This is a genomic window from Delftia tsuruhatensis NBRC 16741 (assembly GCF_001571325.1).
Lineage (GTDB): Bacteria > Pseudomonadota > Gammaproteobacteria > Burkholderiales > Burkholderiaceae_C > Comamonas > Comamonas tsuruhatensis.
Window position 1 is genome coordinate 1 of the sequence record NZ_BCTO01000003.1, and the last position, 13508, is coordinate 13508.

Below are 13508 nucleotides of genomic sequence, written 5' to 3' on the forward strand. Positions count from 1 at the left end.
GGGGGAAGCCGCGCAGCGGCTCAGGGGGTGATCAGTTACGCTGCCTTGTTCAGGCTTTCGAAATCGCGGCCTTCTGCCACGAGCTTTTCGAGCAGGGGAGCGGGCTTCCAGAACAGCGCGTCTTCCTTGGCGAATTCGCGGATGTCGGCCAGCACCTTGTCCAGACCTTGCATGTCGGCCCACTTCATGGGGCCGCCACGAAAGCGCGGGAAGCCGTAGCCGGACAGGAAGGTCACGTCCACATCCAGCGGGCGCAGGGCAATGCCCTCCTCCACCACCTTGGCGCCTTCGTTGACCATGGCGGCCATGTAGCGGCGCATGATTTCCTCAGGGGTGAATTGGCGCGGCGTCACGCCCTTCTTGGCGCGCTCGGCATCGACGATGGCCAGCACTTCGGGGTCGGGCTGGCCGACGCGTGCGCCCTGCGGGTAGAGGTAGAAGCCACGGCCCGTCTTCTGGCCGAACCAGCCGCGCTCGCAGACGCGGTCGGCCACTTCGACGTAGCGGGCCTTGGGATCGCCCGATTCCAGTGCCGCCGCGCGCCGCCGCTTGCGCGTGGCCCAGCCGATGTCGCCGCCGGCCAGGTCGGTGACCTGGAACGGGCCCATCGGGTAGCCGAAGCCGCGCACGGCCTCGTCGATCTCGTAGGGGCTGGCGCCGTCTTCCATGATGTAGTCGGCAGCCTGCTTGTAGACGGCCAGGATGCGGTTGCCGATGAAGCCGTCGCAGACGCCGGCGCGCACGGGCACCTTCTTCATGCGCTTGGCCAGCTCGAAGGCCGTGGTCACCACGTCGGGCGCCACCTTGGCGGGCACCACGATCTCCAGCAGCTTCATGATGTTGGCGGGGCTGAAGAAGTGCAGGCCGATCACGTCCTGCGGGCGCGAGGTGGCGGCGGCAATGGCGTCGATGTCCAGGTATGAGGTGTTGGTGGCCAGCACGGCGCCGGGCTTGCAGACGCGGTCCAGTTCCTTGAACACGGCCTTCTTGACTTCGAGGTCCTCGAACACGGCCTCGATCACCAGGTCCACATCCTTGATGTCGTCATAGGAGGTGCTGGGCGTGTAGCGCGCCATGACGGCGGCCTTGGCCTCCTCGGTCATGCGGCCCTTGGCGATCAGGCCGTTGTAGACCTTCTCCACATTGGCCTGGCCGCGCGCGATGGACTCGGCGTCGCGCTCGATCATGGTCACCGTGAGGCCCGCGTCCAGCGCGGACACCGTGATGCCGGCGCCCATGGTGCCGCCGCCGATGACGGCGATCTTGGCAAAGTGGCGCGGCGCAGCGGCCTTGGCTTCGGGAATCTTGGCGGTTTCGCGCTCGGCGAAGAAGGCGTGGATCAGGCCGGCGCGCTGCGGGCTGTTCAGGCATTCCACGAACAGGGCACGCTCCTTGGCGATGCCTTCGTCGAAGGGCAGCTCCACGGCGGCGCGCACGCATTCCACGATCTTCAGCGGCGAGAACAGGCCGCGGCTCTTCTTGGCGGTGTCGGCGGCCAGTGCGTCGAGTTCGGCCAGGGCAGCAGCCTTGTCGGCGATTTCAATGTCACGCGTGCGGCGCGGCGCGGTATTGGTTGCCAGCAGTTCGTTGGTGTATGCCAGGCCTGCGGCCGTGGCATCCGTGCCGTCCACCAGCTTGTCCACCAGGCCGGCGGCCAGCGCGGCCTTGGCCGACAGGTGCTTGCCGCTGAGCATGAGGTCGGCGGCCGCCTTCACGCCCATCAGGCGCGGTGCGCGCTGCGTGCCGCCAGCGCCGGGCAGCAGGCCCAGGTTGACTTCGGGCAGGCCGAGCTTGGCAGCCGGCAAAGCCAGGCGGTAGTGGGCCGACATGGCCACTTCCAGGCCGCCGCCCAGGGCCGGGCCATGGATGGCGGCGACCACGATCTTGTCGGAGGCTTCGAGACGATTGAGCACCTCGGGCAGCGAGGGCGGCATGGCGGGCTTGCCGAATTCGCGGATGTCTGCTCCGGCGATAAAGGCCTTGCCCTCACCCACGATGAGCACGGCCTTGACGGCGGCATCCGATTCGGCCTTCTCCACGGCGGCCAGCAGGCCGGCGCGCACGGCCTGGCCCAGGGCATTCACGGGGGGGTTGTTGATGCTGACCACCAGCACGGCGCCGTCAAGGCGGGTCTGGACCACGGAAGCCTGGGCTTGTTCGCTCATCTGCATGTCTCCGAACTTGGGTTTTCCACTCAAAACATCCATTCTTGCCACGACAATGGTTCTTTACAATCCCATGAATGATTGACAGACTGTAAAAACGTATTTGACAACCCCCTGAGCGGCTTACGCCGCTTCCCCCTCTCTACCCGCTTCGCGGGGGAGGGGGACGACACCCTCGGTGCGGGGCGGCCCTTCCTCGGTGTCCCTCGCTTTGGGTTGCGCCAGTTTTATGCCCTCTGCTCTTGCGCTCGATCTCGCTGTTTTGCTTGGTGAACTGAATGGATCTGAACTCGCTGACCCTGCTGGTGGAAATCATCGATAGCGGCAATCTGAGCCAGGCGGCGCGCAAGCTGAAGATGACGCGGGCCAATGTGAGCTATCACCTGACGCAGCTCGAAAAATCGGTGGGGGTGCAGCTGGTGCGGCGCACCACGCGGCGCGTGGAGCCGACCGAGGTGGGGATGCGGATGTACGAGCATGGCCGCGCGATCCAGAACGAGATGATGTCGGCGCGCGAGACGATCACGTCGCTGGGCCAGGGGATGGCAGGGCGCGTGGGGCTGAGCGTGCCCAGCGGCTATGGACAGATCGTGATGAGCGACTGGCTGATCGAGTTCAAGCGGCTGTATCCGGCCATCGTGCTGGATGTGCTGTTCGAGAACCGGGCCGACCATTTGCGCGACGAGGTGGACATCGCCATCCGCGTGATCCAGGAGCCGCCGCTGTCGGTGATTGCGCGCAGCCTGGGCAATGTGCACTACGTGGCCTGCGCCTCACGCGAGTATGCGCAGCAGCACGGCCTGCCCAGCACGCTGTACGAGCTGCGCAACAGCCCGCTGATCACGGCCGGCGTGATGGGCCGCCAGCTGCGCCTGTCGGCCTACCAGGGAACGGACCGCCAGGAGGTGCTGCTGGCGCCGACCATGATCTCCGAGCACTTCCCCTTCCTGCGCCAGGGCATTCTGGCGGGCCTGGGCGTGGGCCTGGTGCCCGACTACGTGGTGCAGGACAAGGTGGCCAGCGGCGAGGTGGTACTGACCCTGCAGGAGTACCGCCTGAGCATCTTCGGCACCCACATGTACCTGCTGTACCTGCCCGACCGCCACCAGACGCGGGCCGTGCGCACCTGCATCGACTTCCTGCTGGCCAAGGCCGGCCAGGGTGGCAGCGCCGACGCCGCCGCCACCTGACTCAGCGGCGATACCAGCCGCCGGGACGCTGGTACCAGCCGCGCGCCCCATGGTCCCAGCGGTGCGGGCGCCAGGCATAGCCGGGATGCGGCGGCGCCGCCCAATAACCAGGACGCCAGGCATAACGGCCGCCACCCCAGCCCCAGGAGCCGCCGATCCAGACATGGACCGGCGAGGGAGCGACCGGAATGACCTCGGTCTGCACCGGCGGCGGCGCCATGGGCGCATAGACCACCTCGCCCGAAGGACCTACGGGATAGGCAGGCGCCACCACGCAGCCGGTCAACGCCACCGCGGCGGCAGCCAGGACCAGGGCCGGAACCAGGCGACGGCCCGGCGTTTGAATGAATACAGGCTTCACGATGCACTCCTGGCCGCGCTTAGTACGGCCATGCAGATACAACGAAAAAGCCCCTGTCGGTTGTTGACAGGGGCTTGTGAAGCCTGGGTAAAGATCAAGTCTGGCTGTACGTGGGGTTGAGACGGGCCCTACATCCAAGGGTTCAAGACGCGCACTCCATGAACTTGGAACGGCTCGAAGTCCTTGATGTTGCGGGTGACCACGCACAAGCCATGCACCTTCGCCGTGGCCGCGATCAGGCTGTCGGCCAGCGGCCGCGGCGCAGGCACGTGGTAGGCCGCGTTTTCCATGGCCACCATCGCATCCACTGGCAGTACACGCCCCTGAAAGGCCGTGAACACGCGCTCCACCAGCCAGCGGCGCAGCACCTGCCCGGCAATCGGGTCTTGCCGGGCTTTCAACTGCAAGCCTTTCTCCAGCTCCATCAGCGTGATCGCGCTGATGAAAAGGGACTCGGCCGCGACCGATTGCGCCCAGGCCACAACGCCATCGTTCGCGCGGCCCGACGATGCCTTGCGCAGTTCGGAAACGACGTTGGAGTCCACCAGATACATCAGGACAGGTCCACGGCGCGCGGCAAATCCTTCGCGCGCTCAATGTCGAAATCGATATCGGCGGCCTCGGGCATGGCCAGCAATTGAAGAATGTTCCGGGTCTGCCCCGACAGTTCACGGAATTTCTCAATGCTCATCAGCACGTGGGCAGGTTGCCCCCGGTCCAGGATGTAGACCACGTCATCACCACTGGCCGCTTTCTTGGCAGCGGAAACATGCTGGTTGAATTCACGGCTGCTGAAGGTCGAAATCTGCATGACGCACCTCCGTCAAAGAAAATGCTTGTACGTTACTACATTCGCAAAAATGGAGTACCGGACAAGCATTTCTGATGGGGCTTCGGGAAGCGGAGCCCAGTCAATGACCGGGCCCCACTGGACAGGCTCCAGCGTGTCGAACCTGATCCTGAATCAGAGGTTCTGCGCGTTTTGCAGCGCGGCAATGCGCTCTTCGATCGGCGGGTGGGTCGAGAACAGCTTGCCGATGCCACCGGCAATGCCCATGGCGGCCACGCTCTTGGGCAGCTCGCCGGGGTGCATGCCGCCCAGGCGGGCCAGGGCGTTCATCATGGGCTGCTTGCGGCCCATGAGCTGGGCGGCACCCGCGTCGGCGCGGAATTCGCGCTGGCGCGAGAACCAGGCCACGATGATGGCGGCCAGGAAGCCCAGCACGATGTCCAGCACGATGGTGGTCACGTAGTAGCCGATGCCGGGGCCCGAGCTGCTTTCGTCGTTCTTGCGCAGGAAGCTGTCCACGGCATAGCCGATGACGCGCGACAGGAAGACCACGAAGGTGTTCATCACGCCCTGGATCAGGGTCATGGTCACCATGTCGCCATTGGCGATGTGGGCGACCTCGTGGCCGATCACGGCCTCCACCTCTTCGCGCGTCATGCCTTCCAGCAGGCCCGTGGACACGGCCACCAGGGCCGAGTTCTTGAAGGCGCCGGTGGCGAAGGCATTGGGCTCGCCCTCGTAGATGCCGACTTCGGGCATGCCGATGCCAGCACGGTCGGCGAAGCCGCGCACGGTGTTGACGATCCAGGCCTCATCGGCGTTGCGCGGCTCGTTGATCACGTGCACGCCCGAGCTCCACTTGGCCAGCGGCTTGGAGATCAGCAGCGAGATGATGGCGCCGCCAAAGCCCATGATGAAGGCGAAGCCCAGCAGGGCCCCGAGGTTCAGGCCATTGGAGGTAAGGAAGCGGTTGACGCCCAGCAGGCTGGCGACGATGCCCAGCACCACCACGACGGCGACGTTGGTCAATAGAAAAAGTGCGATGCGTTTCATCAGTGGGTTCTCCACAAAGTGGGGAAAGGGGGAAGGATCTGGGCCCTGCAGCGTTGAAAAGTGAGGGCCGCACCGGCTGTTTTCAAGCCGGGTCCTGCGCCGTTGTCATTCCTTGTTGTGATGCTTGTACGGAACGGGGCGCCCGGAACACGAGAGAGTCATCATAGAAGGAAAAGTTCTCGTTTTCGCGCCACCAGCCGGGCACGCCCAGCACCGGCAAGGGCGCAAAAGGCTTGGCCGCCAGCGTGTCCGGCTCCAGCCAGGCGCTGGCGGCCAGCCAGGCGTCGATATCCGCTGCGCCAGAAGCCGGCGTGACGCCTGCACCATCCGTGTGCACGCACAGCACATGGGCCGTGATGGGCTTGCGCGGCTGCACCAGCTTTTCCAGCAGCGCATGGCCTATGGGCAGCAGCCTGGCCTGGCGCCATAGTGCGCGCTGCTCCACGAAGAGCTGGTGCCAGCGCCGGTGGCGCAGCGCCTCGCACAGCGCGGCCGGCGCCAGCAGCAGGGCGCCGTTCTCGTCCAGCACGGTGACGGCATCGCGCAGCGGCCCGCGCTGCGCGCCCACGCCCGCCTGGGCAATGGCGCCGGCCTGCAGGGCATTGCAGCGCTGCTTGAGCGCGGGCCAGCGCAGCCAGATCAGGCCGTTGAAGAAGTCATGCAGGTTGTCGCGCGTGGGAATGCAGCGCGTCTCGAAGATGAATTGCTCGTAGGCCATGCCTTCGGGCAGGTCGTGCTGGGGCACAAAGCGCCAGGGCAGCGCCTGTGCGTCGGCCAGTGACTGCAGGGCCTGCCAGACCGGCCGGCCCTGCGCCACCCGCTGGCAGGCCGCCCTGCCCTGCGTTTGCAGCCCCTGCAGCCAGGGCGCATTCCAGTCGATGGGAAACGTCAATTGCCGGACGGCCTGGACTGCGCCTTGGCCAGGCGCTTGTCACGCACGGCCACGCGCGAGGTGCCCTCGTCGCGCATCTCGAAGGCCTGCGTGGCCGCCAGCAGCTTGGTGAGCGTGGCATAGCCGTAGTTGCGCGCATCGAACGAGGCCTTGTTGCCGATCTGCGCGCCCACGGCGCCCACATGGGCCCAGCCGCTTTCGTCCTGCGTGGCGTTGACGGCGCTGCGCAGCATGTTCAGCAGGCGCGTGTCCTGGCGCAGCTCCTGCGAAGGAACGCGCAGGCAGGGGCGCTGCGGCTCGGGAACGGACAAGGAGGCAGGTGCCTGCTCGGCCTGGGCCGGCGCGCGTTCCTTGCCGGCACCGTTGGGCGGCTGGGGCGCGGCGTCCTGGCCATTGCCGTTGGCGGGCGCCGCCTCGCCCAGCGCTTCCAGGTACAGGAAGCGCGAGCAGGCATTGACGAAGGGTTGGGGTGTCTGCGCCATGCCGAAGCCGTAGACGGCCGCGCCCTTGGAGCGCAGGTGCATCACCAGCGGGGTGAAGTCGGCGTCGGAGGAGACGATGCCGAAGGCGTCGGGCCGCTCGGTGTAGAGCAGCTCCATGGCGTCCACGGTCATCGCCATGTCGGTGGCGTTCTTGTGCTTGGAGTAGTCGAACTGCTGCATGGGCCGCAGTGCGAAATCGAGCAGCTTGCGCTGCCAGCCGCTGAGCGAATGCTTGGTCCAGTTGCCGTAGGCGCGGCGGATGTCGATGACGCCGAAGGTCGACAGCTCGGTCAGGATCTCGTCGATCATCTCGGCCGGCGCGTTGTCGGCGTCGATCAGCAGGGCGATGCGCGGTTGCGGCTCAGGCATGGCAATCCTCTGGCGGGTGGCAGTCCCGCCAGCTTAAACCAGCTTCCAGGGCAGGGCTTCGCCGGAGCGCAGCGGCTTCAGTTGCGCCTCGCCGAAGGCGAAGCTGTCCGGCGGCGTCCAGCTTTCGCGCACCAGGGTGATCTTGCCGGTGTTGCGCGGCAGGCTGTAGAAGTCCGGGCCGTTGAAGCTGGCGAAGGCTTCGAGCTTGTCCAGCGCGCCGGCATTGTCGAAGGCCTCGGCATACATCTCGATGGCGGCATGGGCGCTGTAGCAGCCCGCGCAGCCCGTGGCGTGTTCCTTGAGATGGGCCGCGTGCGGCGCGCTGTCCGTGCCCAGGAAGAACTTGGGCAGGCCGCTGGTGGCCGCCTCCACCAGGGCCAGGCGGTGCGTCTCGCGCTTGAGCACGGGCAGGCAGTAGTAGTGCGGACGGATGCCGCCCGTGAAGATGGCGTTGCGGTTGAACAGCAGATGCTGGGGCGTGATGGTGGCGCCCACGAAGCGGTCGGCCTCGGTCACGTACTGGGCGGCTTCGCGCGTGGTGATGTGCTCGAAGACGATCTTGAGTTCGGGGAAGTCGCGGCGCAGCGGGATCAGGTGCTGGTCGATGAAGGCGGCCTCGCGGTCGAACAGGTCGATGTCGCTGCTGGTGACTTCGCCGTGCACCAGCAGCAGCAGGCCTTCGCGCTGCATGGCTTCCAAAGTGGGGTAGATCTTGCGCAGGTCGGTGACGCCGTGGTCGCTGTTGGTGGTGGCGCCAGCCGGGTAGAGCTTGCAGGCCACGACGCCGGCCGCCTTGGCGCGCACGATTTCCTCGGGCGGCAGGTTGTCGGTGAGGTACAGCGTCATCAGCGGCTCGAAGGCCATGCCCTCGGGCACGGCCGAGAGGATGCGCTGCTTGTACTCCAGCGCCTGCTCGGCGGTGGTCACCGGCGGCTTGAGGTTGGGCATGATGATGGCGCGCGCAAACTGCGCGGCCGTATGCGGCACCACGCTGCGCATGGCTTCGCCATCGCGCACGTGCAGGTGCCAGTCATCGGGACGGGTGATCGTGAGGGTGTCGGTGGAGGCGGTCATGGTGCGCTATTGTCCCATTGCCGGGCCGGCTGCGGCCGCGCGCCCCAGGCCGGCAAGATCGACCAGCGTCAGCCGCCCATAGGCGGCCTGCAGCAGGCCGCGCTGCTCCAGCAGGCGCAGCTCCTTGTTGATGGTCTGGCGCGAGACCGACAGCATGGCGGCCAGGTCGCTCTGCGAGATGCGCAGCACCACGCCCTGCCCGTCGGGCGCGGGCTGGCCATGCGTGGGGGCCAGCCGCGCCAGCAGCTCGGCCACGCGGTTGTCGATGTTGCTGAAGGCGTGGCGCTGCTGGACGACGATCAGCTCGTGCATGCGTGCCAGCACCAGCAGGCAGATGTCCTTCCACAGCAGCGGATGGGCATCGAGCAGGGCCAGGAAGGACTCGCCGGGGATCTCCACCAGCACGGTGGGCTGGTGCGCGTGGTAGTCGTAGACGAATTGCGTGTGCTCCAGCAGCCGCGCCAGGCCCACGATGTCGCCCGCGCTGTGCATGGACAGCACGAAGCGCGAGCCCGTGGCGTCCACGCCGCCCACTTCCACGCAGCCCGAAGCCACCACCAGCACCTCGCGCCGCTTGGGGTCGGCGGCGCGCACCTGCTGGTGGCGCTCGTAGCGGCCCAGGCGGGACAGCGCCGTCAGCTCATCGAGCACCTCGGGCGGCCAGTTGCGCAGCATGCGGCACAGGCCCAGGGCGCGGCGGATCAGCGCCGAAGGGTCGGCCACGGGAGCAGGCTTGGAGCGCATGGTTCTCTCACGATGTCGAAGGCCCCGGGTTAGTCCGGTGCCCATGTACCGCCATTTGTCAATGGCTTGACAGAGTGCATCCCCTGTCGCTCGGGATAGTAGCAAGCAAGCCACCGGGCAAAGCATCCGGGGCGCTACCAAGGAGACAAGTTCGTGAAGCACAAGCATTGGCTGGCCGCCGGCGGCATGGCGGCCCTGGGCACGTCCGCGTGCGCCCAGGGCAGCGTGGAGATGTTCGGCATCGTCGACGTCCACATCAACAGCGCAAGGTCGGGCGCCACGCGCCTGAGCCGGCTGGAGGACGGGGGCAGCGCGGCATCGCGCATCGGCTTTCGCGGCAGCGAAGACCTGGGCGGCGGCCTGCGCGCCCAGTTCATGCTGGAGGCCGGCGTGGCGCCGGACACGGGCCAGGGCACCATTCCCGGCCCGGGCCTGGCCTTCACGCGCCAGGCCTGGGTGGGGCTGAACAGCGGCTGGGGCGCGGTGGAGATGGGCCGCATGTACACGCCCATGTTCGGCGCGCTGTTCCGCGCCGATCCGCTGGGCATGAACGCGCTGTTTTCCTCGCTGAACCTGGTGTCGGCCACCGATGCCCAGGCAGGCCTGCGGCCGTTTGCGGCACGGGCCAACAACCTGGTGCGCTACCGCACGCCGGCAGGCCAGCCCTGGCTGGCGGACCTGGCCTATTCCTTCGGCGAAGCGGCTTCACCGAACAGCAGCAACGGCCGCCTCTACGGCGCCACGCTGGGCTGGAACCAGAAGCCCTGGTTCCTGGCCTACAGCTTCCAGAAGTCCGTGGAAGGCAGCGCCGCCGCACCCGTGGCCGCGCCCGCCACCAGCCAGTACCAGGCGTTGTCGGCCAGCTGGGAAGCCCTGGACGGGCTGCGCCTGACGGGCAACTACGTCATCAACCGCGTGGACCGCGCCGGCACACCCAAGGCGAGGCTGGCCCAGCTGGGCGCCGATTGGAGCGTGGATGCGCGCTCCAAGCTGCTGGTCTCGGTGGCGCGGCGCGAGGTGGGCGGCACGGACCGCGCCCAGAACACCTGGACGCTGGGCTACGACTACGCGCTGAGCAAGCGCACCGTGCTCTACGCGCGCTGGCTGCAACTGGGCAACGCGGCCAATGCCTCGGCCGCCATCGCCAACGTGCCGGTGGCCGCCAACAGCGGCGACGGCGTGCGGTCCCTGGCGCTGGGCGTGCGCCACAACTTCTGAGGGACACACATGACCGACAGCCATTGCTTCGACACTTCCCGGCTCGACGCGCTGTTCGCGCCGCGCTCCATCGCCGTGGTCGGCGCCTCGGACCAGGCCAGCAAGATCGGCGGCATTCCGCTGGACTACCTGCTGCGCTTCGGCTACGGCGGCGCGCTGTATGCGGTGAACCCGCGCGCCAGCCGCGTGCAGGGCCTGCCCGCGCACGAGCGGCTGGCCGCCATCGGCGCGCCGGTGGACCTGGCCATCGTCGCGGTGCCGCAGTCGCAGGTGGCCGGCGTGCTGGAGGATGCGGCCGCTGCGCGCGTGCAGTCCATGGTGCTGTTTTCCTCGGGCTATGCCGAGACCGGCTCCGACGGCACGGCCGCCCAGCAGGCGCTGGCGCGGCGCGCGCAGGAGGCGGGCATACGCCTCATCGGCCCGAACTGCCTGGGCTTCATGCGCCCCGGCCACCAGGTCTACGCCACGTTCTCGCCCGCGCCGGGCGGCGGGCTGGTGCGGCCCGGGCGCATCGGCATGGTCAGCCAGTCGGGCGCCTTCGGTGCCTATGCCTACAGCCTGGCGCGCGAGCGCGGGCTGGGCCTGTCGCTGTGGGCCACCACGGGCAACGAGGCCGATGTGCAGCTGGCCGATGGCCTGGCCTGGCTGGCCCAGGACCCCGAGACCGACGTGATCATGGCCTACATGGAGGGCTGCCGCGACGGCCCCCGGCTGCGCGCGGCCCTGGCCCTGGCGCAGGAGCGCGGCAAGCCCGTGGTCATGTGCAAGGTGGGCACCAGCGCCCTGGGCGCGGCCGCCGCCGCATCGCACACGGCCTCGCTGGCGGGCAACGATGCCGTCTATGACGCGGTGTTCCGCCGCTACGGCGTGCTGCGCGCGCATTCCATCACGGACTTCTTCGCGCTGGCGGCCAGTGCCTCCATCGCGCGGGCCCCCAAGGGGCGGTCCATCGGACTGTTCACGGTCTCGGGCGGCGTGGGCGCCATGATGGCCGACGACGCCAGCGCAGCCGGCCTGGACGTGGCACCGCTGTCCGACGCGGCCCAGCGCCAGTTGCGCGAATGGGTGCCGTTTGCCGCGCCGCGCAACCCCGTGGACATCACGGGCCAGGTCACCAACGACATGACGCTGCTGGAGCGCAGCGCCCGCCTGATGCTGGCCGACCGGCAGTTCGACAGCTGGCTGGGCTTCTTCGCGGCAGGCGGCCTGTCCGACGCCTTCTGGCCCGTGCTGCAAAGCCTGGTGCAGACGCTGCGCACCCACCATCCCGATACCCTGCTGGCCGTCAGCACGCTGTGCCCGCCCGAGCGCCGCGATGCGCTGGAGGCGCTGGGCTGCCTGGTGTTCGCCGACCCGGGCGCGGCCATACGCTGCATTGGCGCGCTGGCCCGCCTGCATGAAACACCGCAGGCGCTGCCCGCGATGGCAGATGCAGGCAGCGCGCTGCACCTGGCGGCGGGCACGCTGTCGGAGCAGCGCAGCATGGCCCTGCTGGCCGAGGCCGGCGTGCCCGTGGTGCCGCACCGGCTGGTGCGCACGGCGGCAGAGGCAGCGCAGGCCATGCAGGAGATGGGCGGACGCATTGCCCTCAAGGTCTGCAGCGATGCCATCGCCCACAAGTCCGACGTGGGCGGCGTGGCACTGAACCTGGCGGATGCGGCCGGGGCCCAGGCCGCCTTCGACCGCATCCTGGCCAATGCGCGCCAGGCCCGGCCCGATGCGCACATCGACGGCGCGCTGGCCGCCCCCATGGTGCAGGGCGGCGTGGAGTGCATCGCCGGCGTGCACCGCGACCCGGTGTTCGGCCCGGTGCTGATGTTCGGGCTGGGCGGCATCCATGCCGAGATCCTGCGCGATGTCTCGCTGCGCCTGCTGCCCATCGCGCGCGACGACGCGCTGGCCATGGTGCGCGAGCTGCGGGCCTTTGCCGTGCTGGACGGCGCGCGCGGCCGCCCCCGCGTGGACCTGGACAGCATTGCCGACACGCTGTGCGCCCTGGCCGGCTTTGCGCAGCGCGCAGGCGCCACGCTGGAAAGCGCCGAGATCAACCCCCTGATCGCCCGCCCGCGCGAGGACGGCGGCTGCGTGGCCGTCGATGCGCTGGTCATCGGCAGGGAGGCTGCATGAAAGCCAATGCCCATTCCATCTCCCGCCCGGAGGCCACCATGAACACACCCCTGCTGCGCACCGCCGCGCTGACCTGCCTTGCCCTGGCCTGCAGCGCCGCGCCGGCCCAGGACGGCTATCCTGCCCGGCCCGTGCGCATCGTCGTGCAATACCAGGCCGGCGGCTCCACCGACACCGTGGCGCGCATCCTGGCCGAGGGCCTGGCCAAGCGCCTGGGCCAGCCCGTGGTGGTGGACAACCGCAGCGGCGCGGGCGGCATCATCGGCACCGAGCATGTGGCCAAGAGCGCGCCCGACGGCCACACCCTGCTGCTGACCGTGCCCGGGCCCATCACGGCCAACCTGGTGCTCTACAAGAAGCTGCCCTACGACCCGCGCACCGAGCTGCGCATGGTCTCGGACGTGGTCTCGCCCTCCATGGTGATGGCCGTCAACCCGGCCGTGCCGGCCAAGGACTTCAAGGGACTGGTCGAGGCCGTGCGCCAGTCGCCGGGCAAGTACGCCATGGGTTCCTGGGGGGCGGGCACGCAGCCGCACCAGGTCCAGGTCTTCATGGACAAGGCCTACGGCCTGCAGTCGCTGCACGTGGCCTACAAGGGCGAGGGGCCCATGTCCCTCGACCTGATCAGCGGCGTGATCCAGATGACGCTGGGCTCGGCCGCCACGCTCAAGCCCTTCATCGACGCCGGCAAGCTGCGCGCCCTGGCCGTGGCCGGACCGCGCCGCAGCAAGGCCCTGCCCGATGTGCCCACCTTTGCCGAGCAGGGCTACCGCGAGCCCGTGTATGCCATCACGGGATCGATCTCGCTGATGGCGCCCGCGCGCACGCCCGACGCCATCGTCGAACGCCTGGGCCGCGAGGTCGCCGCCGTGATGCGCGAGCCCCAGGTGCGCCAGCGTGTCGAGGCGCTGGGCCTGGAGGCCCAGGGCAACAGCCCGGCCGAGGCCAGCGCCGCCTACGCCGCCTTCTTGCCCGTGGCGCTGGACCTGGCGCGCTCCACGGGCGTGACCCTCGACTGACCCCCCTCCTGCCCTGAAGAAAAC

General features: G+C 68.5%; 13 protein-coding genes. 4 read left to right on the forward strand and 9 right to left on the reverse strand.

From position 1 onward, the window contains the following. Nucleotides 1-35 precede the first annotated feature (35 nt). Nucleotides 36-2165, reverse strand: coding sequence for a 3-hydroxyacyl-CoA dehydrogenase NAD-binding domain-containing protein (locus DTS01S_RS00045; RefSeq protein ID WP_026062616.1), 2130 nt, complete (start codon nucleotides 2163-2165; stop codon nucleotides 36-38). Nucleotides 2166-2443: 278 nt separating this feature from the next. On the opposite strand from DTS01S_RS00045, the gene DTS01S_RS00050 reads away from it, so the two are divergent. Continuing rightward, entirely contained in the window at nucleotides 2444-3355 is a 912-nt protein-coding gene (locus DTS01S_RS00050) for a LysR family transcriptional regulator (RefSeq protein WP_017405809.1), read from the forward strand. Nucleotide 3356: 1 nt separating this feature from the next. On the opposite strand, the gene DTS01S_RS00055 is transcribed toward DTS01S_RS00050, so the two are convergent. From DTS01S_RS00055 to DTS01S_RS00090, 8 genes are all read right to left on the reverse strand, one after another. Then, the gene (locus DTS01S_RS00055) at nucleotides 3357-3716 is read right to left on the reverse strand and encodes a YXWGXW repeat-containing protein (protein ID WP_061287121.1); all 360 of its coding nucleotides are present in this window, start codon (nucleotides 3714-3716) and stop codon (nucleotides 3357-3359) included. A 128-nt stretch (nucleotides 3717-3844) separates the two neighbouring features. After that, a complete protein-coding gene (locus tag DTS01S_RS00060) occupies nucleotides 3845-4270 on the reverse strand; it encodes a type II toxin-antitoxin system VapC family toxin (RefSeq protein ID WP_017405811.1) in 426 nt (141 codons plus the stop codon). Continuing rightward, complete coding sequence (locus DTS01S_RS00065; RefSeq protein ID WP_016450294.1) at nucleotides 4270-4527, reverse strand: type II toxin-antitoxin system Phd/YefM family antitoxin; 258 nt, start codon at nucleotides 4525-4527, stop codon at nucleotides 4270-4272. The genes DTS01S_RS00060 and DTS01S_RS00065 overlap by 1 nt, the downstream gene beginning before the upstream one ends. A gap of 153 nt (nucleotides 4528-4680) precedes the next feature. Continuing rightward, nucleotides 4681-5559 (reverse strand): protease HtpX, encoded by an 879-nt coding sequence (htpX, locus tag DTS01S_RS00070; RefSeq protein WP_013804154.1) that lies wholly within the window; start codon nucleotides 5557-5559, stop codon nucleotides 4681-4683. Nucleotides 5560-5641: 82 nt separating this feature from the next. Then, a complete protein-coding gene (locus DTS01S_RS00075; protein ID WP_016451780.1) occupies nucleotides 5642-6451 on the reverse strand; it encodes a DUF3025 domain-containing protein in 810 nt (269 codons plus the stop codon). Next, nucleotides 6448-7302, reverse strand: a complete 855-nt coding sequence (locus DTS01S_RS00080; RefSeq protein WP_017405813.1) for an NYN domain-containing protein — start codon at nucleotides 7300-7302, stop codon at nucleotides 6448-6450. The genes DTS01S_RS00075 and DTS01S_RS00080 overlap by 4 nt, the downstream gene beginning before the upstream one ends. A gap of 33 nt (nucleotides 7303-7335) precedes the next feature. Beyond that, a complete protein-coding gene (gene pyrC, locus DTS01S_RS00085) occupies nucleotides 7336-8376 on the reverse strand; it encodes a dihydroorotase (protein WP_016450291.1) in 1041 nt (346 codons plus the stop codon). 6 nt (nucleotides 8377-8382) lie between these two features. After that, nucleotides 8383-9120: a Crp/Fnr family transcriptional regulator gene (locus DTS01S_RS00090; RefSeq protein ID WP_016451782.1), complete on the reverse strand. Its 738-nt coding sequence runs from the start codon at nucleotides 9118-9120 to the stop codon at nucleotides 8383-8385. Between the two features lie 153 nt (nucleotides 9121-9273). Between DTS01S_RS00090 and DTS01S_RS00095 the strand changes: the two genes are divergently transcribed. From DTS01S_RS00095 to DTS01S_RS00105, 3 genes are read left to right on the forward strand one after another with little or no spacing between them, the layout of a single operon-like run. Further along, the gene (locus tag DTS01S_RS00095; protein WP_017405814.1) at nucleotides 9274-10338 is read left to right on the forward strand and encodes a porin; all 1065 of its coding nucleotides are present in this window, start codon (nucleotides 9274-9276) and stop codon (nucleotides 10336-10338) included. Between the two features lie 9 nt (nucleotides 10339-10347). After that, entirely contained in the window at nucleotides 10348-12465 is a 2118-nt protein-coding gene (locus tag DTS01S_RS00100; protein WP_017405815.1) for an acetate--CoA ligase family protein, read from the forward strand. Then, a complete protein-coding gene (locus DTS01S_RS00105; RefSeq protein ID WP_061287122.1) occupies nucleotides 12462-13484 on the forward strand; it encodes a Bug family tripartite tricarboxylate transporter substrate binding protein in 1023 nt (340 codons plus the stop codon). Before DTS01S_RS00100 ends, DTS01S_RS00105 begins: the two co-directional genes overlap by 4 nt. Nucleotides 13485-13508 lie beyond the last annotated feature (24 nt).